Below are 20,378 nucleotides of genomic sequence, written 5' to 3' on the forward strand. Positions count from 1 at the left end.
CTGGCGATGAATAAGCTGCCGGTGGAACTGTAGAGCGTCGCAGGGCGCCGCGAGCATGGATTTGTCGTGAGAATGTCACCGCGACGCCGGGGTTCGCCCGTCCTCAGGGGTAGATGAAACGGTTCACCACGCCTTCGAGCATCTCCTGTCGACCGCTGACGGCCTGCGGATTCAACCCGTGGCTGAAGGCATGTTCGGCCAGTGATTCGAGGCTGAACTCACCCGCCAGCACCGCCTGGCCGAGTGGCTGCTGCCAGCCGGCGTAGCGTTGATCCTTGAATTGCTGGAGTCGGTCGTTCTGCACCATGGCCGCCGCGCGCTCCAGGGCCAGGGCGAGGACGTCCATTGCCGCGACGTGGCCGTGGAACAGATCGACCTCGTCCACGCTCTGGCGACGGACCTTGGAGTCGAAGTTGAACCCGCCATTAGTGAACCCGCCGGCCTTGAGGATTTCATAGGTGGCCAGGGTCATCTCCTCGACGCTGTTGGGGAACTGGTCGGTGTCCCAGCCGTTCTGCGGATCGCCGCGGTTGGCGTCGATGCTGCCGAAGATCCCCAATGAGACGGCCGTGGCGATCTCGTGATGGAAGCTGTGCCCGGCCAGGGTCGCGTGGTTGGCCTCGATATTGACCTTGATCTCGTTTTCCAGCCCGTACTGGTGCAGGAAGCCGAAGACCGTGGCGCTGTCGTAATCGTATTGGTGCTTGGTCGGCTCCTGGGGCTTGGGTTCGATCAGCAGGTCGCCTTTGAAGCCGATCTTGTGCTTGTGCTCGACCACCATGCGCATAAAGCGCCCCAATTGTTCACGTTCGCGTTTCAGGTCGGTATTGAGCAGGGTTTCGTAACCCTCGCGACCGCCCCACAGTACGTAGTTGGCCCCTTTGAGCCTTTGGGTGGCGTTCATGGCGCTGAAGACCTGGGCGGCGGCGCAGGCGAACACTTCCGGGTCGGGGTTGCTGGCCGCGCCCGCGGCAAAGCGCGGGTTGCTGAAGCAGTTGGCGGTGCCCCACAGCAGCTTGATCCCGGTTTGTTCCTGATGTCGCTCCAGATGATCGATCATCTGCGCGAAGTGATTGCGGTACTCCTTCAGCGAGTGGCCTTCCGGGGCGACATCGGTGTCGTGGAAGCTGTAGTAGTCGATGCCCAGTTTGGAGAAGAACTCGAAGGCCGCTTCGGCCTTGCCGATGGCCAGCTCCATCGGATCCCCTGCGTGCTGCCACGGGCGCTTGAAGGCGCCAGCACCGAACATGTCCGCCCCTGGCCAGACGAAGGTGTGCCAGTAGCAGGCCGCCATGCGCAGGTGCTCGCGCATGGGTTTGCCGAGGACCAGCTTGTCGGCGTCGTAGTGGCGGAAGGCTAAGGGTGAGTCGCTGCTGGGGCCTTCGTAGCGAATCTTGTCGACAACGGGGAAGAACGGCATTGGAATGTCCTTGTTGTTCTTGGCTGTACCCCGATACTAGCAACGGCCCGGTGGCTGCAAATTATGAAAATCACCAAGGCGCAGTGCGATTTTGAGTATTGAGATTCGTCGTTTGCGCGCCTAGTCTGTGTTGACCGGTCCAGGATCAAAACAATGAAAACCGTCCCGCCCGTCCACCGTATTGCGCTGTTGTTCAACGGCAGCAAGATCTACGATCGCGGCATTATCAGTGGCATCGGCAACTACCTGAGCAGCACCCGCGCATCCTGGGACCTGTTCCTTGAGGAGGATTTTCTCTGTCGGTTGAAAGGGATCGAGCGCTGGCAGGGCGATGGGATCATTGCCGACTTCGACGACCCGCTGATCGGCGAGGCGCTGGCCGGGATCAAGTTGCCAGTGGTGGCGGTGGGCGGGTCCTATCAGGATGCGCGCGCCTATCCGAAGGGCATTCCCTATGTCGCCACCGACAATGACGCACTGATGAAATTGGCCTACGAGCACCTGATCGAGGCCGGGTTGACCCGCTTTGCCTGCTTCAGCCTGCCTGAAGCGCAAGCCAATCGCTGGGCGCAGGAGCGGGAAAAAGCCTTTCGCCGGCTGCTGAAACGCGATGGTTTGCCTGTCGAGGTCTATCGCGGCATGGGCACCAGCGCGCCGCTCTGGGACAGCGCCGTCGAACAGCAGATCGCCTGGTTGCAAAGCCTGCCCAAACCCATCGGCATCATCGCCGTCAGTGACGCCCGTGCCCGGCAGTTGCTGCAAGCCTGCCTGACCGCCGGGATCGCCGTGCCGGAGCAGGTGGCCTTGATCGGCATTGATAACGACCCGCTGACCCGCAGCCTGACCAGGGTGCCGCTGAGTTCAGTGGTCCAAGGCACCGAGACCATGGGCCGGACCGCCGCGCACCTGCTCCACCAGATGCTGCACGGCATGCCGTCCACGGGCACGCAGATACTGATCCCCCCGGATGCGATCAATGTGCAGGCCTCGAGTCTGCATCAACCGTTGGGCGATCCCTACGTCATGCAGGCGCTGCTCTTTATCCGCCAATACGCCTGCCAGGGCATCAAGACCGCGCAGGTGGCCGCGTACGTGGGCGTGTCGCGCTCATCGCTGGAGTCGCACTTTCGTACGGTGCGCGGCTGCAGCGTGCACGACGAGATCCTGCGCTTCAAACTGGCGGCGGCGGCCAATGGACTGGAACACACGGATTCGGCGATTGCCGATATCGCGCAGAATTGCGGCTTCAAATCGGCGCAATACCTGCACACGGTGTTCCGTCGAGAGTTCGGCTGTACGCCGCGGGAGTATCAGCAGGGTGTCAATGCAGCGATTCATTGAGTCAATAGATCAGTAACGATAGGTCAACTGCACTGACAATTCATTGGCACTGTTATCGTATTGGGCACTATAACTCGGTTGAAGGCCTGAGTTATTCGACTCTCTTACCGAGGCAGTGGAGTCCCAGATATAAGCATAAGCAACGTCTATCGTTATATCGGCATTCGGCGAAAAACCCGCGCCCAGGGTCAAGGTGCTGCGGTTGCCAACCGGGATTCGCACGCTGCGGTCCGCGTTTTGAACCGGGGAGGGGTCATAGGAGTAACCGGCGCGCAGCAACCACTGCGGGTCAAGTTGATAGGATGTACCGACCGCGCCAGCCCAGGTGTCGTGCCAGTTCAATGTCTCGCCGACACTGCCTAGACCGAAACTCTGCCCGGCCGCGGAAACACCGCTATTGATCGCCTCGAATTTCTCGAGACGGCTCCAGCGTGTCCAGACGGTGCTCAGGTATCCGCTCCAGCGATCATTGAAATGATGGGTAATGGAGGTGTCCAGTGATTCAGGCGTATCCAGAGCGATCGTGGCGTTATATTTTCCATTCAGGGGTAGAACGGCTGGGGCGTCGGAAACCTCGGTTTGTCCTTTGAGGTTGTAGCTGACCTTCGAATGATAAGTCACTCCCCAGCGGGTTGTGTCGTTCAAGTCGAACAGGACACCGACGTTATAACCCATGGCCGTGTCATCGCCCTTGAGGGTGACCCGTGTCTCTTTGCCGTTGTTCAAGGCACCGGTGGCCAGGTTGTTCTGGAGCTTCGCCTCGAAGCGGTTCAGCGTCGGGCCGCCCCCCACAGATAGGTAATCATTGACCCGGTAGGCGAGAGTCGGTTGCAGGGTGATCGCCTGGGTCTTGCTATAGGCGCCAAAATAGCGACCTTGGAAGCTGCTCTCATAATTGTTGACCAGACCGAATGGAACATAGAGCCCCAGGCCGGCTGAAAAACCCTCGTCAAGAGGTGTTGAAAAATAGGCGAAGGGGACGGCGGACAAGGGGACGGAGTTACCCTTGCTCGTTCCTGTGGCATTGCTCTGGGAGTCGCTGATGCTGTCCTGGATCGCAAGGACCGAGACTCCACCGCTCAGTTCGCTGCGAGGCAACTGGGTCAGCCCCGCGGGATTCCCGTATATCGTGCTGGCGTCCAAGGCGGATGACGAGCGTCCCGCATAGGCGGTCCCTGCACTGCTGGTGCTTTGTTCATTGAGCGTAATGCCATTGGCCAGTGCCGTTGTTGATGCGCCGAGCAGGGCAACCGTGTAGCCCAGTTTTATCCAGTCAATAGCTGTTTGACGGGGGCTTAGACAAGGGGTTGCGCGACGTTTCTGATTCATGGTGTTCACCTCTTTATTGTTTTTGTTGATTGCAGTGGGCAAATGACGCAGGCAAGGCTTTGCCTTCCAGTGCACTTGCGGGAGGCAATGGGTTTAATGGCTGTTACTTGATAGTCCCCGGCAGGTTGATGTCAGGGGGTATTATTCAGGGGGGCTGAGATACACTCGTTATCAGTCAACCCAGTCAACTTGAAAGTTGTAACACCCCAGCAGAGGGGCAAGGGTTTTCTGGTGAACTCCGGATTGAATACGAACTAAAAGTCCTCGGTTACTTTCTTGTACGACGTCGACCGCAATGCCAGAGAGTCCAAGATGTTCAATCTCCAGTTGTACCGTGCTGGCGATTTCCCGTTGCTGCAGGGCCGGTTTGAATATCTTGCCGACCGCAGTCAGGGGTAACGCCTCGAGTATTTCAATGCGTTTGGGGATGGCTGCGCGTTCGCTGATGCTGAGATTGGCGAACGCCAGCAGCTCTTCGGCGCCGCAGAATTGGCCGGGCTTCAATTGGACATAGGCGACAGGTACTTCCCCTGAATAGGCATCAGGGCTGCCGATCGCGGCCACCAAGGCAACAGCAGGGTGGGCCTGCAACACCTCCTCGATTTGCTTGGGGTCGATATTGTGCCCGCCACGAATGATCAATTCCTTTTTGCGTCCGGTCAGCCAGAAATAGCCCTGTGCATCCTGGCGACCCAGATCGCCGGTATTGAGCCAGCGTCGGCCGTCGATATCGATCCACAGTCCCTGGTTGTGACCCTCTTCCAGATAACCGTCGAACAGATTGGGACCGCTGATCGTGATCAGCCCGGTTTCGTCGACATTGGCATCGCGCAGGTATTCCCCGGCCTCATTCAATAGCACCGCGCGCATGTCCTGATAAGCAAGGCGTATCCCGATGGAGCCGGTGCGTCGCTCGCCATGGGGCGGATTGACGGAAGAAACGCAGGCGCCCTCCGTGAGCCCATAGCCTTCAAGGATATGTACCCCGGTCTGCTCTTCGAACTCGCGCAACAAATCCACCGGCATGGGGGCGGCGCCACACAAGGCATAACGAAGGCTGGACAGATCATAGGCACGTGGATTGTTTCTTAGCAGGGCCGCGTAGACGGTGGGCACGCCGGAAAAGAAGTTGATGCCGAAGTGCTCGACCATTTCCCAGAAGTTCGGGATAACGCCAGGGTCTCGGTAGCCTTGGGCCGTGCCCAGGATGACATGGTCACCCTGGCTCCAGGGCATCAGTCCCGTGACCAGTTGTCCATTGACATGAAAAAGTGGCAGGCCGCAAAAGATCACCTGGCCACTCTGGCGAGGTTGTAAGTGCGCGGCCATGGCCCAGGCGTTGAATACTTCCGAGCCATGGGTGCGGGCGGCAATCTTGGGCAGCCCGGTGGTGCCGCCGGTACAGAAGTAAGAAGAACGCTCTTCAGGGCGGATGTGTCTGCCGCTCTTGAGGTGAGTTTCTGGCTGGGCTTCCATCAGCTCGCGCAGATCGTGGATCACGGTATTACCGTGAAAGGCCCGCTCCCTCTGCGCCAAGCTTCTGAGCATGTCGCGCTCAGGCTCGCTGACATAGGGTTCCAGGCTGACCCAGATGATATGCCTGATTCCGGGCAGATCGTTCAATTGATCAGCCAACTTGGCCCACAGATTGTTATCTGGGGTGGGTGCCAGTGTCACCACTACCGAGGCTTTGGCCGAGTTCAGCAAGCTGGCAATCTGCTTCGCCTCCTGCAATGGGTTGATTGCCATGACGATGCCCGCTGCCTCGGCGCCCCAGATAGTGAAATGGGTCTCCGGTAGATTGGGCAGGACGAAGGCGAGTACTTCTCCCTGCACGATGCCCAGGTCGTGGAAGGCATTCGCCGCGCGGGTTATTTGCGCGAAGAGTTGGGAATAATTCCATTCGAAGGTACGCGTGAAGTGAGTGGCGTCAGGGAAGAAGCTCAACGCCGGCGCTTGAGGATTGCAGACGGCGGCACGGCGCAAGGCTTCATAGGTGCTGGCGGCCAGATTGCGCTCTGAAAGCGGGGTTTGTTCCAGGTGCTTGATGTCTACCAGGCTCTGCACGCTCATCAGACTTCTCCTACTACCTGATTGCGTTGTATGCCCAGATCGATCAAGCCGTCGGCGCTACGAATATGCGCCTCGACCTTGTCGCCTGGCTTGAGATACTGGGAGCGTTTCTCCTGGGCCTTGAGGAACAGTTTCCACTTGCTGGCTTCGGGTAGCAGGGCGGCGATGCGCTGCTTGCCGGGGGAGGGGATGCTCAAGGCGCAGCCGGCCGGCGTGCCGGTGGCAATCAGGTCTCCCGGGGCAAGATCTTGTACGGACGAAAGCTCGGTCAGGGTTTGCGCGGGGCCGTAGACCAGGTTGGCGGTGCTGTCGTTTTGACGCATCTGGCCGTTGACCGTCAGGCGCAATTGCAGGGCCTTCAGATAATGCATGTCCTCGGCCCCCAGCAGGCAGAGGTGGGGGCCGACCGGGCCAAAGGTACGGAAACTCTTGCCTTTGTAGAACTGCATCTGTGGAATCTGGATGTCACGAGCCGAGTAGTCGTTGACAATAACGACGCCGGCGATGAATTCATGCAGATTGTCGTCAGTGACAGAGACAGGGCCGGTGATCTCGCGTTTCATCACCAGGCCCAGCTCGATTTCGTAGTCCAGGAACTGGACATTGCGCGGCTTGATCAGGTCGCTGTCGGCCGCCACCAGGCAACTGGTCGCCTTGGTGAACATCATGTTGAAGTGCTTTGCGTCGGGGTTCATGCCCGATTCGATCATGTGCTGACGGTAGTTGGCACCCTGGCAAAGGAACTGCTGATTACGGGTCACCGGGGACAGCAACTTGACGTCGCTCTTGGCCAGTTCGATGCCTTTCAGTTGAAGCAAATCGTCGATGGTGTTCTGGCGGATGAACTCGCCGGTCGTGGCAAAGACTCCGGGAACCGGTGTAATAAGGTTCTGGCGTATGACGCCCCATTGGACGGTGTTTTGGTATTCGAAGCGGACAATATGGACAACGGACATTGAAGGCACTCCAGAAGCATTGTTTGCCCGACTTTTGCCAGGCTTAGTTGTTGTATTGGGCCCATGCAGGGCATGTTGTCGGCGTGCGAGCGGCCTGCACCAGGGCGTCGGCGCCACACGCAGCGCACTTGTCGGGTGGTACTGAACAGGCGGACTTATCCGAACAGGCGGGCCAGCGCCATAAGCTTGCGTAGCGTCAAGTCCGGGCTGCGTCGCAGATTGCGCATCAGCATTCGCAGATTGCCCAGTGTCAGCTTGGGCTGGGTAAAGCTCTTGGGCATGCGTTGCCCCCATTGCGCCATGGCCTCGCGGCTGACCGGATGAATGCCGGTGGGCTGTGTGGCAGTGAAGAGGTCGCCGTCACAGTAGTGCTCGTGTTTGTCTGCCCATGGGTCCTGCCAGTAATCGAAGATCTGGCTCCCCAGAATGTGCCGGCCGATCCCCCACGAATGTTTCCAGCCTCGCTCCCGCAGGACCCGCTGTCCCATGCCCAGTGCATCGGCATCGACCACTTCATAGGCGCTGTGGCTGTAGGTCGCCGTGAATCCCTGGGCAATGGCGAGGGTATGGTGATCTGTTGGAATCTCACCGCGATCCAGGCGCATGAAGGTGACGATGGGGGAGCCATCCGGGAGAACCTGTATATCGCTGGGGATCAGCCCGAAATGCTGTGTATACCAGGCGCAGGTGGCTTGATAATCGGCGACTTCGATGACGACATGACCCAGGCGCAATATTTCCGGGGGCGTTATTGGTGGGCGTTGAGCTCTGTTGATGCGTGGCTGCTTATCCGCCAGATTGAGCGAAAGAGCGGCCCTGTGCGGCAGTGGAACACTTGAGGACTGTCCGCAGATGGCTTCCACGATGAAGCCGGAGGGGTCGAGCAGCCGGACCTGTTTTCCGCCCCCCGGATGTTCGATCCGCTCGATAGCTGAAGCACCCTGGAGCTGGGTCAGGTGATCCAGATCGCCGAGACGGCCGACTTCCAGCCCGTAGCCCAGAAAGCGTGCTTGGGCCGCTCGATGAATACGGTAGCAGTAGGGGCTGGGGTCGGCAGCCCGGAGATAGAGCGTATCCGTGTCCCGGTGACTGACGCTCAGACCGAAGTCGCTCAGAAAGTGCGCCGCTTCATCAAGGTCCGGTCGTTCGAAGATAAGATGGGTGAGGCGTTGAGCTTTGACGCTCGGGGTGGGATGCCGGGCGGGTTGCAACGTGCTCAGTCGAGGTGCTGCGCTATCGTTCATTATTGTTCTCCGAACTTTTTTCGGGCAAAGCAGCGCCGAGCCCCATAAACAACAGGGGCGAAAACCACAGCGGTGGTGAAGGGGTTAGTCGAGCGCCGGGAGTGTGGGCAGTTCCTCGCTCGCCAGTCTCGCAGCCTCCTGTGCCGGCACGCCGAGTGCCCGGAGTACGAATTCCGCCGCGTCGGAACCCGCATCGCGCCAGGTTCTATGACCTTCCAGCACCAGGAACATCGCACCCAGCGCAGTGCTGGAGATCAGCGTAATGACCGAGAGCAGTTGGTCTTGTCGGAAGCTGTAGCAGCCACTGGCGTGCCCCTCCAACAGGTCCTTCGTGGCCTGACTGGCGAACATCTCGCGCAGCGCGGCGTTACTCATCGCGAATCGATGAATGAAAGTGCCCCACTGGGGCTCCTCATGGGTGCGTCGGATAAAGAAGCGGATGCCATTGGCCAGACGGTGGGCAGGCTGGGCGAGGGTCTCGAAACTCTTATTGACCCGTTCGTGCATTTCAGCGCTGAGATGGGCCGCAACCGCTTCGAACAGCTGCTCCATGCTTTTCACGTTGCTATAGATCGTCCCGCGAGCAACACCGGCCTCAGTTGCAAGATCGCTGATACTCACGTCAATGGCGCCGCGCTCGGCAAAAAGGCGAAGGGCGGCTTGATGGATGCGTCGCTGTACCGGATTCAGGGATTCCACGCTTTATCTCCAGGGTCGTCTTACAATCAATTGAACACCTGTGTTCAATGTTGGTCAATTGTTTTTTTGAGCTGGAGAGCGCGTTTTATCGGTTTATGTCCGTTATCCAAGGGTTTTTGCGGTGTTGGAGGCGTTTTTTCATCGACGGGCTTTGTGTATTTTGAACATTGGTGTTCAGTTTTCTGGCTAGGTGTCCATGTTCACAACAGGCAGTGGCAAGCTGGCGATTTTCCTGGCTTTGGCTGGCGTGACGCCCAGCGCCTTGAGGACCATTTCGGCGACCCGCACATCGTGTTCCGCCACTGTACGACCCTCGACAACAGCGCGCATGGCCCCGGTGGTGCATGACAACACCAGGTCCAGGGCGATGCCTTCGTCTTCGAATGCAAAAGCACCCTCACGGCGACCTTGGCGCAGGTCGTCAAGTACATGGGCGGCCAGTCGCGAGCGCGTCGCCTCGCCGAAGTGGATGATGCGCAGCAGCGCGCTGGCCCACGGGTGGTCATCGCCGGCTCGGTTGATGAACATCCGCACGCCGACGCAAAGGCGCTCGGCACCGCTGTGCAATCCGCTGCTCAAGACGGAAATGGCATCGGAGAACTCGGTGGCCATGGCGATGCCCACGGCTTCGAGCACTTCGTCGCGAGTGCGGAAGTAGTTGTAGATGGTGCCATTGGAGACCTCCGCTTCCGCGGCGATCTCGAGCAGGGCGATCTCCCCCACCTCCTTGCGTGCGACCAGGCGTCGCGCTGCGTCGACCAGGCCGCGACGGGTGCGCTCACGTTTCTTGTGGCCTCGCGTGAGAGGCTGGGGCGCTGCGGGTGCTGGGGAGGAGGAGGGCATACTCAGGCTCGTAGTCGAGGGGGCTCGCTGATGGTAATGGAAACCCGTTCAACAATGCAGTCGTCGCCCGTTATCAGATCAATGCAGGCTTGAACCATATGGCCCGCCTGCGCGCCGTCGGCATGGTGCATGACGAGGCGGTCGGGGCGTACCACCACCAGCGTGCCTTTGGCCGCCAGCGGCAGGATGCCATGGTTCAGATCCTCGATAAAGGCGCAATCACCCACCGGACGTTGACCGCACGGCCCGATATGCAAGAAGTTGCCGCCGGTTCGTTTCCAGGCCCCGACCTGCTCGGCGCAGAGCAGCGACAGCGGGTCGATGCCGAATCCGATCAGGGTCAGGTGGTCTCCAAGCGCATCGTCACTCAGGTGGATCTGCTGTTGGGCGTTGCGAACCCAGGCCTGGGGAAAGAGCCCTCCGCGAACCAGCTTGTCACCACGGCGATGAGGGGCGAACAGGCCTTTCCTGAAGATGTTTTTCGGTTTGATGTCCAGCTCTTCGAAGTACTTGCGGGTGGTCGGCATCAAGGCGAGCAGGCGCATCAGGCCATGGGTGAAGAAGGCCCCCAGCTTGCTTCTGGGCATGATCAGGCGTCCCATGAGCTTGGCCATGTCGATCATTGCCTTGGCATGGGGGCGGCGCTCCTCGTCATAGGAGTCCAATATCGAGGGCGAGGCTTGTCCGCGCAGGACCCAGGCGAGTTTCCAGGCCAGATTGGCGGTATCGCGAAGGCCGGCGACCAGGCCCTGTCCGACGAAGGGCGGCGTGATATGAGCGGCATCTCCTGCAAGAAAAACGCGCCCCTGGCTGAAGCGGTTGCAGCAGCGCGCGTGGAACCGATACACCGCCGTGCGCTCGATCTGCAGCTTTTGCGGATCGATCCAGGGGGCGATCAGTCGAGCGATGTTTTGCGGATTTTCCATTTCTTCGCGGGTTTCACCCGGTTGCAGCATGAACTCCCAACGCTCCCTTCCGCCGGGCGCCGGCATGTGTGGCGTGGGCCGCTTTGGATCGCAAAGGAACTCGATGTGATCGATCGCTGACCGGTGCCGATTGCCGGCATCGACAATCAGCCAGTCCTCGGCATAGGTCTGCCCTTCGAAATCCTGGCCGATCAGGGTTCTGACCCTGGAGCTCGCGCCATCGGCGCCTACCACGTACTGGGCGCGAACAGAGTGGACTTGGCCCTCCTGGTCCCGGACGGACGCAATGACGCAGCCTGGTGCATCGGTCAGGTGTTCGAGCTCGAAGCCACCCAGGCTGACCACCGACTCGAACCGCGAGACCTGTTCTCGCATCGCCCGCTCGAGGTCGGGCTGATAGAACGTCACCAGTTTGGGATGGCCATCAATGCTCCCGGTGGTATTGGCGCGACTGAAATCCCCGAGGGTCGTGGAGCGCATCCGCACTTCGGGGATCACGATCTTCTCGAAAGCGTCCTGGGCCAACCCGGCGAGTTGCAGGATGCGTAGCGCCTCGTTGTCCAGGGCGATGGCGCGAGGCATCAGCAGGATCTCATGGGCCTTGTCCAGGATCAGTGTCCTTACGCCGTAGCGTCCCAGCAGTGCCGCGAGTGTCGCGCCTACCGGGCCGTTGCCCACGATCAATACATCGACTGCGCTTGGCGGCAGCGTGCCGGCTTTCTTGTTATTCATACCGAGCCCTTGTTGTGGTTGTTTTTTTGGCAGTGAAACCGAGGGTTTCATCGTCAGGCAGCATGAGGTTATGCAAAAATGAGGTTTGTTTCAATATTGATTATTGTGTCAATATATCGAGGTCGCTCTTTTTGCCAGCATGGAACGCATAACTGTCTTCATCTGAGCCTGTAGGAGTCGCCTGTGGTGCGTGCGCTGTGTCATCCGAATCCACTGCGGATCCGCTTTGTCGATTTTGAACTCGATGAGGCCAATGCTCGCCTGTCGTGCAATGGAGAGGCGGTGGCGCTGGCGCCGACGCCGTTCAACCTGTTGTGCGCGCTGGCGCGCGAGCCGGGGTCGCTTCTGAGCAAGGATGCGTTGCTTGACGCGGTCTGGGGACACCGCTTCGTCAGCGAGTCGGTGCTGAAAACCGCCATCAGCGATCTGCGCACGACACTGGGCGACTCTCCCCGAGCACCACGTTTTATCGAGACCGTGTCCCGGCGTGGCTATCGCTTTATTGCCACGCCGTCCCTGACGCCTTTGACGCCGACCAGCCTGGCGATAACACCGCAAGCCGTCACGCAAGCGCCGCTGTTTATCGGCCGTGGCGCTTCGCTTTCGCGCTTGCAACGGGCCTGGGTGCAGGCGCAAGGCGGCCAGCGCTCGATGTTCTGGCTCGCTGGCGCGCCGGGAATCGGCAAGACCCTGCTGATCGAGCATTTCATGGCGGGTCTCGACGGCGCCACCTGCGCGCGCGGCCATTGTGTGGAGCCCCTCGGTACTGGCGAGCCGTACCTGCCGGTGCTGGAAGCAATTGCCGGTTTGTGCCGCGTCGACCCGGCGCTGCCGGCACTGTTGCGGAGCGTGGCACCCACCTGGCTGTTTCAACTGCCGTGGCTGAGTAGTGCCCAGGAGCGTGAGGCGTTGCGGCACGAGCTTGCCGGTGTCGGCCCGGAGCGCATGCTGCGGGAAATGGGCGAGTTGCTGGAGCGTTACACGGAGCAACGCCCCTTGTTGCTGGTCACCGAAGACCTGCATTGGGGCGACAGGGCCACCCTCCAACTGATCGACTACGTCGCCCGGCGACGCGGGCGCATGCGGTTGATGTGGGTGGCGAGCTTTCGCGTCGCCGAAGTGGTGGCGCTCGATCATCCGCTCAGTTCGTTGCGACACGAACTTCGTTTGCAGCGTTTATGCGAAGAAGTGGTGCTCGATCCGTTTTCGGAGACCGAGATCGCCGATTATGTCGCTACGCGTTCGGTCTCACTGGCGAGCGATGAAGGGTTCGTGCGGGCGCTGCACGATCACACCGACGGCGTGCCACTGTTCGTCTCGTCGTTGCTCAATGAAGTGATGGACCGTGCGGACGATGACGCCACCGTCGAGGCCCGGCTGGCGAACCTCACGGTTCCCGAGAATCTGGCATCTATCATCGATCATGTGATCGCCAGGCTCGGTCGGGAGGAGCGTGATCTGCTCTCGGCGGCGGCGATATGTTCGGGGGCTTTCCGGGTGGAAACGCTTTCGCTGGCCCTTGAGCGTGACCTCGCTTCGCTGGCTTACGCCTGCGAGGAGCTGGTTCGCGGGCAGGTGTGGCTGACACGGTCACGAACGGTCGATGGGTCAGAGGTGTCCGCGCAAGCCTACTCGTTCCGCCACGCGCTCCTGCGTCAGGTGCTGTACGAGCGCACGCCGCTTTCGCTGCGTATTCACCTGCATCGTCAGATCGGCGACGCCCTTGAGCGTGAGCGGTCGTTCGGCGTGCCGGTCGCCGCGTCAGACCTGGCGATGCACTTCGAACGGGCCAGTCGGCCAGTGATTGCGCTGTCGGATTTCGGCCCGGTCGCGACCATCAGTGCCCATGGCGACCGGATGCCGACCCTTTGCTGACAACTTGATCGGGGCATGGCTTTAGGCTGTTGCCGAACTTCTCCGATCCCGTGGTCTGCAATGGTCCTGAATCCTGAATCCAAGTATCCAAACCGCCGCACGTATGTGCTGAAGCTGCGTAGCGACGCCGCGCCGGGGGGCCTTGCCGGGCGCCTGGAAAATCTGGTGACCGGCCGCCAGTGCGAGTTCTCATCCGTCGAAGAGCTGTCGGCGTCGATTGCCGACGACCTTGCATCGATAGCCGGTGAGCGTGCCGCGGATGCCGCCGCCGAATGACCCCACCTACTCGATGGAACGCTCCATAGGGCGACCGAATCACGACGCTTGGCTGACAACTTGGCGTGCGGCCGACCCTATGCTGGCGTCACCTCGAATTCCTACGAGTCCAATCCGATGTCGCGACTTCAGCTCCTTCTTTCGTTGATCCACCCTGGCGGGCAGACGTCCCGCCCATCTGCCGATTGCCTGGGCGGCCTTGCCGCTGCGGTGACGCTTGCCATGTCTATCGCGCTGGCCCTGGCGGGCTGTTCCACGCCCATCGTCAAGCCTGCGGTGGACCTGCCGGGCAAGTTCGCCGCGACCGCGGCCTCGGGGATGGAGCCCGAAGTCGCATGGTGGGAGGCTTTCAAGGATCCGGTGCTGAGCGATCTGGTACGCCGCGCGATGCGCGATAACCGCGATATCAAGATCGCCTCCGAGCGCCTGTGCGCCGCGCGCGCTGGCGAGAGCATCAGCCGTTCCTGGTTGTTTCCGAGCGTCAGCGGGTCCGCCTCCGGTATCGACCGCAGTAGCGGGTACGACACGGCCACGAAGGCGGGCTATCCCGATACCAAAACCGCAAGCGTGGGGCTGGACGTTTCGTGGGAGCTGGACCTGAGCGGCCGTTTGCGGGCCGGCGCGAGTGCGGCCCAGGCCCAGGCGCTGGCCGCGGAACACAGCGTACGCGGTGTGCGCCTGCTGGTGATGAGCGACGTTGCCAGCAATTACTTCACGCTGGTCGGTGCGCAGCGTCAGGTCGACACCCTGCGGGCCATGTCGGCGATGCAGGACGAGACCTTGCGTCTGGTCACCGCACGCCAGCGCGTGGGGCTGGCAACCGTCTTCGACGTGGAGCGTGCCGAGGCTGACGCGGCCTCCGCGCGTGGGCAGATTCCGCCACTGGAAACCCTGGCGGCGGTGGCACGCCATCGCCTTGCGGTACTGATCGGTGACCAGGCCTTCAATGCCGCCGCCATCGTACCCTCGCGCGGCGATGTAGTGGTGCCTCAGCCGCAGCCCGGCCAGCCGGCCACGTTGCTGGAGCGCCGGCCCGACGTGCTGGAACTGATGGCGCAACTGGATGCGGCCAACGCTCGCCGTCAGCAGGCCGCCGCCGAATGGTTTCCGCGTCTGTTCCTTGGTGCTTCCTACGGCAGCCAGGGCCTGGAACTCAATGGTGTGGGGCTGGGCGCTGCCCGCTATACCAATGTGGCGGGCCTGCTGACGATGCCGCTCTTCAACGCCGGGCGCACGCGGGCCATCAATGAGGTTGCCGAGAGCGGCCAGCGTGAAGCGCTGCTGCGTACCGAGGACGGCATCGCCCGTGCGCTCGAAGACGTTGAGAACTCGCTGGTAGGCCTTTCCCAGGAGCGTCGTCGTTCGGCGTCGTTGCAATCGGCTGTGGTGGCCGCGGATTCCGCGCTGGGCCGGGCTCAATCGCTCTACGACCGGGGGCAGATCGACTTGTTGCCGCTGCTGGATGCGCACCGTGTGCGCCTGACGATGCGTCTGAACGCCAACGACAGCAACACTCGTCTGCTGCTCGACAGCGTACAGCTCTACAAGGCGCTGGGCGGCGGCTGGCAGGTTTTCGAGTCCGTGCCTCCCGCCGGCACCGCCACTGCCGGCGCCGTGCGTCCACTTTCCTGAATCCCGTCGCTTACAACGAGGAACTGTCTTGAATAACTCTATTACCGCCGTCGGTGCCATGGCCGTCGCCGCGTTACTCTGCGCCTGCAGTCCGGACCAACCGCCGGTACAGGTGCCGCGGCCCGTACGTACCGTCGAACTGCGCTATGACAACGCCCGCGAAGCCAACCGCTATGTCGGCACCGTGCAGTCGCGCCATGAAGTGGACCAGGCTTTCCGCGTGGACGGCAAGGTCGTCCAACGCAAGGTCGAGGTCGGCCAGTTCGTGCACGAGGGTGATGTGCTCGCCACGCTGGACGACAGCGACTACCGGCTGGCCGTGGAAGCGGCGCGGCAGTCGTGGGCCGCTGCGGTGGCACAGGCCCGTCAGGCCGACTCGGACCACCAGCGCCTGGGAGCGCTGAAGGCCGATGGTTCGGTCAGCGTGGCCGATGACGAGCGTGCGCGTACCAGCGCCGAGACCTCCCGGGCGAACGCCGAGGCCGAGGCCCGCAAGCTCGAACTGGCGCGCAACCGGCTCAATTACTCCGTGCTGCGGGCCTCGTGGAGCGGCGTGGTCACGGCCGTGCATTTCGAGGTCGGGCAGGTCGTGACGCCGGGGGCCGCGGTGATCTCGATCGCCGACCCTGGCTTGCCCGAGATCGTCGTCGATGTGCCGGAGGATCACCTGGCTGCCTTCAAGCAGTCGGGCTTCAAGGCCTCACTGGCCAGCGCTCCGGGCCAGACCTTCGCGGTGGCCTTGCGCGAACTGTCGCCGCAAGCCGCGCCGCAGACAAGGACCTACCGCGCGCGCATGAAGCTCCTGGACACGCAACCATTGCCCCTGGGGGCGACCGCCACCCTGGAGGTCGAACGCAAGATGACCGGGCGCCCGGTGGCGGCGGTGCCGGCCACCGCACTGACGCAAAGCGGCGGGCAGCCGGCGCTGTGGGTGGTCACGCCGACGGGCAAGGACCCGGTCGGCACCGTCGAGCTGGTACCTGTGGGGGTGTCGGGCTATCGAAATGACGAGGTGCTGGTCTCCGGCCCACCGGCCGGGGCGCTGATCGTAACCGCCGGTGTCCAGAAGATGGCGCCTGGCCTGAAAGTAGCGCTGCCAGGTGCGGTTTCCCCTGAAACGAAGGCAGTGGTGACGCGATGAGCCATTTCAACCTTACCGATTGGGCGCTGCGTCACCGTGCCATCGTCCTCTTCCTGATCCTCATTGTCGCGGTGGCCGGCCTGTTCAGTTTCACCCGGCTTGGCCAGCTCGAAGACCCGAACTTCTCGGTGCCGTCGATGACCGCCGGCGTCGCCTGGCCAGGCGCGACCGCCCAGCAGATACAGGATGAAGTCCTGAATCGCATGGAGAAGAAGTTCGAGCAGATCGACCACTTCGAAAAGGTGGTCACCTTTGCCCGGCAGGGTTACGGCGGCATGACGCTGACCGTGCGCGGCGGTACCTCGAAGGCCGACCAGCGCGAGGCCTGGTATCAGGCCCGCAAGAAACTCAATGACCTGCGCCTGGAGCTGCCCGACGGCGTGACCGGTCCGGTGGTCAACGACGAATATGGCGACGTGTACGGCCTGATGTACGCCGTCAAGGGCGACGGTATCGACCACGCCGATCTGTCGAATGCCGCCGAGGACATCAAGCGCAGTCTGCTGAAGGTGCCGATGGTCAAGAAGGTCGACCTGATCGGCGAGCAGGCCAAGCGTGTCTATGTGGAGTTCTCGCACGAACGCCTCGCTGCGCTGGGCATCACGCCGCTGATGATCGCCGAGAGCTTGCGCGCGCAAAATGCCTTGCAAGCGGCAGGGCAGGTTGACACGCAAGGGGACCGTGTCGTCGTGCGCGTGAGTGGCCAGTTTGCCAACGAAGATGACATTCGCAATGTGCCTGTCGCGGCCGGTGGTCGGATGATCAAGCTGGGCGACTTCACGACCATCAAGCGTGGTTATGAAGACCCACCGACCTACACCGTGCGTCACAACGGCCAGCCGGTGCTGATGCTCGGCATCTCGATGACCGAGGACGGTAATATCGTCGAGCTCGGCAAGGCGATGGAAGTCGCGGTCGCCCAGCTGCAGTCCGAGCTGCCCCATGGCGTGGAACTGGAGCGCGTGGCCGACCAGCCCACCACCGTGAAAGAGGCCGTCTGGGACTTCGCGCGCTCGCTTATCGAGGCACTGGTCATCGTGATCATTGTCAGCTTTGTCAGCCTGGGCTGGCGTACCGGTCTTGTGGTGGCGGCCACGGTGCCGCTGGTACTGGGCGGTGTCGCGATGTTGATGCTGGCGATGGGCTGGAACCTGGAGCGTATCTCGCTCGGCTCGCTGATTATCGCCCTGGGCCTGTTGGTCGATGATGCGATCATCGCCATCGAGATGATGCTGGTGAAGATGGAAGCCGGTTGGGACCGTGTGAAGGCCGCCTCGTTCTCCTACCAGTCCACCGCCATGCCGCGCCTGACCGGTGCGCTGATCACCGTTGCCGGGTTCATGCCGATCGGTCTTTCAAAATCGACCACGGGCGAGTATGCCGGTGGCATTTTCTGGATTGTCGGCGCGGCGGTGTTGTTTTCATGGATCAGTTCGGGGATCTTCACGCCTTACCTGGCGGTCAAGATGCTGCCCAAGGATTTCGGCAAGCACCAGCATGCCGGCGATCCGTACGACACCCGGTTCTTCCGCAAGCTGCGCGGCATGATCGACTGGGCCATCCAGCGTCGCTGGGTGGTCATCGGCGTGACGCTGGGTGCTCTGCTGCTCGCCTTGGGCGGCTTGAAGCTGGTGCCGCAGCAGTTCTTCCCCAGCAGTTCGCGTCCCGAACTGGTCATCGACCTGCGCCTGAAAGAGGGGGCTTCTTTCGCGGCGACGGCCGAGCAGGTCAAGCAGATGGAAACCCTGCTCGGCAAGGACGAGGATGTCCGGTTCTATACCGCCTACACCGGTGCCGGGGCGCCGCGCTTCTATCTGGCGCTCAATCCGGAGTTGCCCAATCCGGGCTTTGCCCAGTTCGTCGTGATGACCCAGGACCTGAAGGCGCGGGAACGGGTTCGCAAGCGCTTGATGGCCTCGGCCGATCAACAGTTCCCGCAGGTCTGGGTCCGTGTCACGCGGCTGGAACTCGGGCCACCGGTGGGCTTCCCGCTGCAGTTCCGCATTGTCGGGCCTGATACCCAGGTCGTGCGCAAGATTGCCCGTGAAGTGGAGCACGTCGTGACCTCGAATTCGAAGGTCCGTGACGTCCAGCTCGACTGGAACGACCCGGTGCGTTCGCTGAAGGTGCAGTTGGACCAGGACAAGGCCCGCGCGCTGGGACTCACGCCGGCTGACGTATCGCTGGCCACCCAGACCGTGATGAATGGCGCGACCCTGTCGCAGTTGCGCGAGCACGAGGACCTGATCGACATCGTCGCCCGCGCCGTGCCTGGAGAACGCCTGAGCCTCGACACGTTGAAGGACATCAACCTCTACACCCGCAAGGGCACCGTGGTGCCGTTGTCGGAAGTCGCGCAGGTGCGCTACGAACTTGAGGAGCCGGTGCTGTGGCGCCGTAATCGCGATATGGCGATCACCGTGCGCGCCGATGTGAAGGATGGCGAGCAGGGCGTATCGGTGACGCAGGAGATCCAGCCGCTACTGAAGGATATTCAGGCCAGGCTGCCCTCGGGCTACCGCATTGATGTGGGCGGTGCGGTGGAGGAAAGCGACAAGGCCAACCAGGCACTGCTGGCGGTGGCGCCACTGATGCTGGTCACCATCCTGCTGTTGCTGATGCTTCAGTTGCAGGACTTCTCGCGCATGTTGATGGTGGTCTTGACCGCGCCACTGGGCCTGATCGGTGTAGTGCCGGCGTTGTTGCTGTTCAACGCGCCGCTGGGGTTCGTCGCGATCCTGGGCATCATCGCCCTCGGCGGCATGATCATGCGCAACTCGGTGATCCTCATTGATCAGGTGCGGATCGAGATCGAAGAAGGTCGCGACCCCTGGAATGCGGTACTGGACGCGGCCATCCACCGGACCCGTCCGGTGCTCCTGACGGCGCTGGCGACGGTGCTGGCGATGATTCCGCTGACGCGCAGCGTGTTCTGGGGGCCGATGGCAATTGCGATCATGGGAGGCCTTACCGTGGCGACGCTGCTGACCATCTTCTTCGTTCCGGCGCTGTATGCCGCCTGGTTCAAGGTTCGCCGCCACACGGCGCAAGCAACTGTCGTCAGTATTGGCAATTGCTGAGTCATTCGGCGGCGGGTCTCCTCTGACTCGCCGCCTTTTGCCGCCGCCGCCTGGTTTTTAACGCGGCCTGGTTGGTGTCGGCCGCCATGAGCGCTTGCCGCTGATTATTGACTTGCCGGAGTTGGGTGAACTGGCCTCGGGCGGTCGGGGAGGGCGACTTCAGGCCGTGGCGAGCAGGCGTTAGAGGTCCATGACCATCTCGTGCCAGGCCATGCCACCGTGGTCGGAAGGCGAGGGCTGCACGTAGCGATAGCCCATGCGCTGATACAGCGCCACGTGCTGCTCCTTGCACATCAGGTGGATGGTTTTCTTGTCCAGTGCCTTCATGCGCCGGACGAACTCGTCCATCATCCGTGTGGAGTGGCCTTTACCCTGCTGCGCGGGATCCAGCACCACGGACATGATCACGACGTTCGGCGCCTCGGCCGAATGCCCCACCAGTTCCTTGAAGGCTTCATCGGACATCACCACCTCGTGGGCGCAGCCACTGTTGATGAAACCGATGACCTCGCCGCCATCCTCCAGAATCAGAAAACCCTGCGGGTACTGGGCGATGCGCGTTGCAATCTTCTCCAGGGTCGCGGCTTCATCGCCTTCGTAGGCGCAGGACTCGATTTGATAGCAGCGCGCAGCGTCTGACGGCGCGGCATTGCGAAAGCTGAGGGTGGACATTGCGGTTCCTGGTCGTTGGGTGGGTCTTGAGGGAGACGGGAGGCGCTATGTTAGAGCAAGCAGGTGGCGGATGAGGAGGTACCCGGGTGCTTAATTCCACCGCGTTGACGTTCGCCAGGATTGGGCGTCCCAGGATCAG

15 protein-coding genes are annotated in these 20,378 nt (G+C 61.7%); 6 read left to right on the forward strand and 9 right to left on the reverse strand.

Annotated elements, in window-relative coordinates:
* Positions 1–103: 103 nt before the first annotated feature.
* Positions 104–1,420, reverse strand: coding sequence for a xylose isomerase (gene xylA, locus M5C71_RS00110; RefSeq protein ID WP_248766947.1), 1,317 nt, complete (start codon positions 1,418–1,420; stop codon positions 104–106).
* A gap of 153 nt (positions 1,421–1,573) precedes the next feature.
* Here xylA and M5C71_RS00115 point away from each other — a divergent pair, with 153 nt between their 5' ends.
* On the forward strand, positions 1,574–2,761 hold the full coding sequence (locus tag M5C71_RS00115; protein ID WP_103495593.1) for a XylR family transcriptional regulator: 1,188 nt from the start codon (positions 1,574–1,576) through the stop codon (positions 2,759–2,761).
* A 9-nt stretch (positions 2,762–2,770) separates the two neighbouring features.
* Here M5C71_RS00115 and M5C71_RS00120 read toward each other — a convergent pair whose 3' ends face one another.
* The 7 genes from M5C71_RS00120 to M5C71_RS00150 all read right to left on the reverse strand — a co-directional run bounded on the left by M5C71_RS00120 (position 2,771) and on the right by M5C71_RS00150 (position 11,563).
* Positions 2,771–4,090, reverse strand: coding sequence for an outer membrane protein transport protein (locus tag M5C71_RS00120; protein ID WP_248766948.1), 1,320 nt, complete (start codon positions 4,088–4,090; stop codon positions 2,771–2,773).
* A gap of 171 nt (positions 4,091–4,261) precedes the next feature.
* Positions 4,262–6,163 carry an acyl-CoA synthetase gene (locus tag M5C71_RS00125; RefSeq protein WP_248766949.1) on the reverse strand — a complete coding sequence of 634 codons (1,902 nt, stop codon included), beginning with the start codon at positions 6,161–6,163 and terminating at the stop codon, positions 4,262–4,264.
* Positions 6,163–7,119 carry a fumarylacetoacetate hydrolase family protein gene (locus M5C71_RS00130; RefSeq protein ID WP_103495596.1) on the reverse strand — a complete coding sequence of 319 codons (957 nt, stop codon included), beginning with the start codon at positions 7,117–7,119 and terminating at the stop codon, positions 6,163–6,165. The genes M5C71_RS00125 and M5C71_RS00130 overlap by 1 nt, the downstream gene beginning before the upstream one ends.
* A gap of 155 nt (positions 7,120–7,274) precedes the next feature.
* Complete coding sequence (locus tag M5C71_RS00135) at positions 7,275–8,363, reverse strand: VOC family protein (protein ID WP_248766950.1); 1,089 nt, start codon at positions 8,361–8,363, stop codon at positions 7,275–7,277.
* Positions 8,364–8,447: 84 nt separating this feature from the next.
* A complete protein-coding gene (locus tag M5C71_RS00140; protein WP_103495598.1) occupies positions 8,448–9,062 on the reverse strand; it encodes a TetR/AcrR family transcriptional regulator in 615 nt (204 codons plus the stop codon).
* A gap of 186 nt (positions 9,063–9,248) precedes the next feature.
* Positions 9,249–9,905, reverse strand: a complete 657-nt coding sequence (locus M5C71_RS00145) for a TetR/AcrR family transcriptional regulator (RefSeq protein WP_248766951.1) — start codon at positions 9,903–9,905, stop codon at positions 9,249–9,251.
* Between the two features lie 2 nt (positions 9,906–9,907).
* Positions 9,908–11,563: a bifunctional 3-(3-hydroxy-phenyl)propionate/3-hydroxycinnamic acid hydroxylase gene (locus tag M5C71_RS00150; RefSeq protein WP_248766952.1), complete on the reverse strand. Its 1,656-nt coding sequence runs from the start codon at positions 11,561–11,563 to the stop codon at positions 9,908–9,910.
* A gap of 183 nt (positions 11,564–11,746) precedes the next feature.
* Between M5C71_RS00150 and M5C71_RS00155 the strand changes: the two genes are divergently transcribed.
* The 5 genes from M5C71_RS00155 to M5C71_RS00175 all read left to right on the forward strand — a co-directional run bounded on the left by M5C71_RS00155 (position 11,747) and on the right by M5C71_RS00175 (position 19,567).
* Complete coding sequence (locus tag M5C71_RS00155; protein ID WP_248766953.1) at positions 11,747–13,438, forward strand: AAA family ATPase; 1,692 nt, start codon at positions 11,747–11,749, stop codon at positions 13,436–13,438.
* A 60-nt stretch (positions 13,439–13,498) separates the two neighbouring features.
* Positions 13,499–13,714, forward strand: coding sequence for a hypothetical protein (locus M5C71_RS00160; RefSeq protein WP_103495602.1), 216 nt, complete (start codon positions 13,499–13,501; stop codon positions 13,712–13,714).
* Between the two features lie 222 nt (positions 13,715–13,936).
* Entirely contained in the window at positions 13,937–15,346 is a 1,410-nt protein-coding gene (locus tag M5C71_RS00165; RefSeq protein WP_248766954.1) for a TolC family protein, read from the forward strand.
* 28 nt (positions 15,347–15,374) lie between these two features.
* Entirely contained in the window at positions 15,375–16,487 is a 1,113-nt protein-coding gene (locus M5C71_RS00170; protein ID WP_248766955.1) for an efflux RND transporter periplasmic adaptor subunit, read from the forward strand.
* Entirely contained in the window at positions 16,484–19,567 is a 3,084-nt protein-coding gene (locus M5C71_RS00175; protein ID WP_248766956.1) for an efflux RND transporter permease subunit, read from the forward strand. Before M5C71_RS00170 ends, M5C71_RS00175 begins: the two co-directional genes overlap by 4 nt.
* A 180-nt stretch (positions 19,568–19,747) precedes the next feature.
* Here the strand turns inward: M5C71_RS00175 and M5C71_RS00180 are convergent, their stop codons facing one another.
* A complete protein-coding gene (locus M5C71_RS00180; protein ID WP_152740813.1) occupies positions 19,748–20,239 on the reverse strand; it encodes a GNAT family N-acetyltransferase in 492 nt (163 codons plus the stop codon).
* Positions 20,240–20,378: the final 139 nt, after the last annotated feature.

The sequence above is a fragment of the Pseudomonas sp. MWU12-2345 genome (assembly GCF_023242385.1).
Classification (GTDB): Bacteria; Pseudomonadota; Gammaproteobacteria; order Pseudomonadales; family Pseudomonadaceae; genus Aquipseudomonas; species Aquipseudomonas gingeri_D.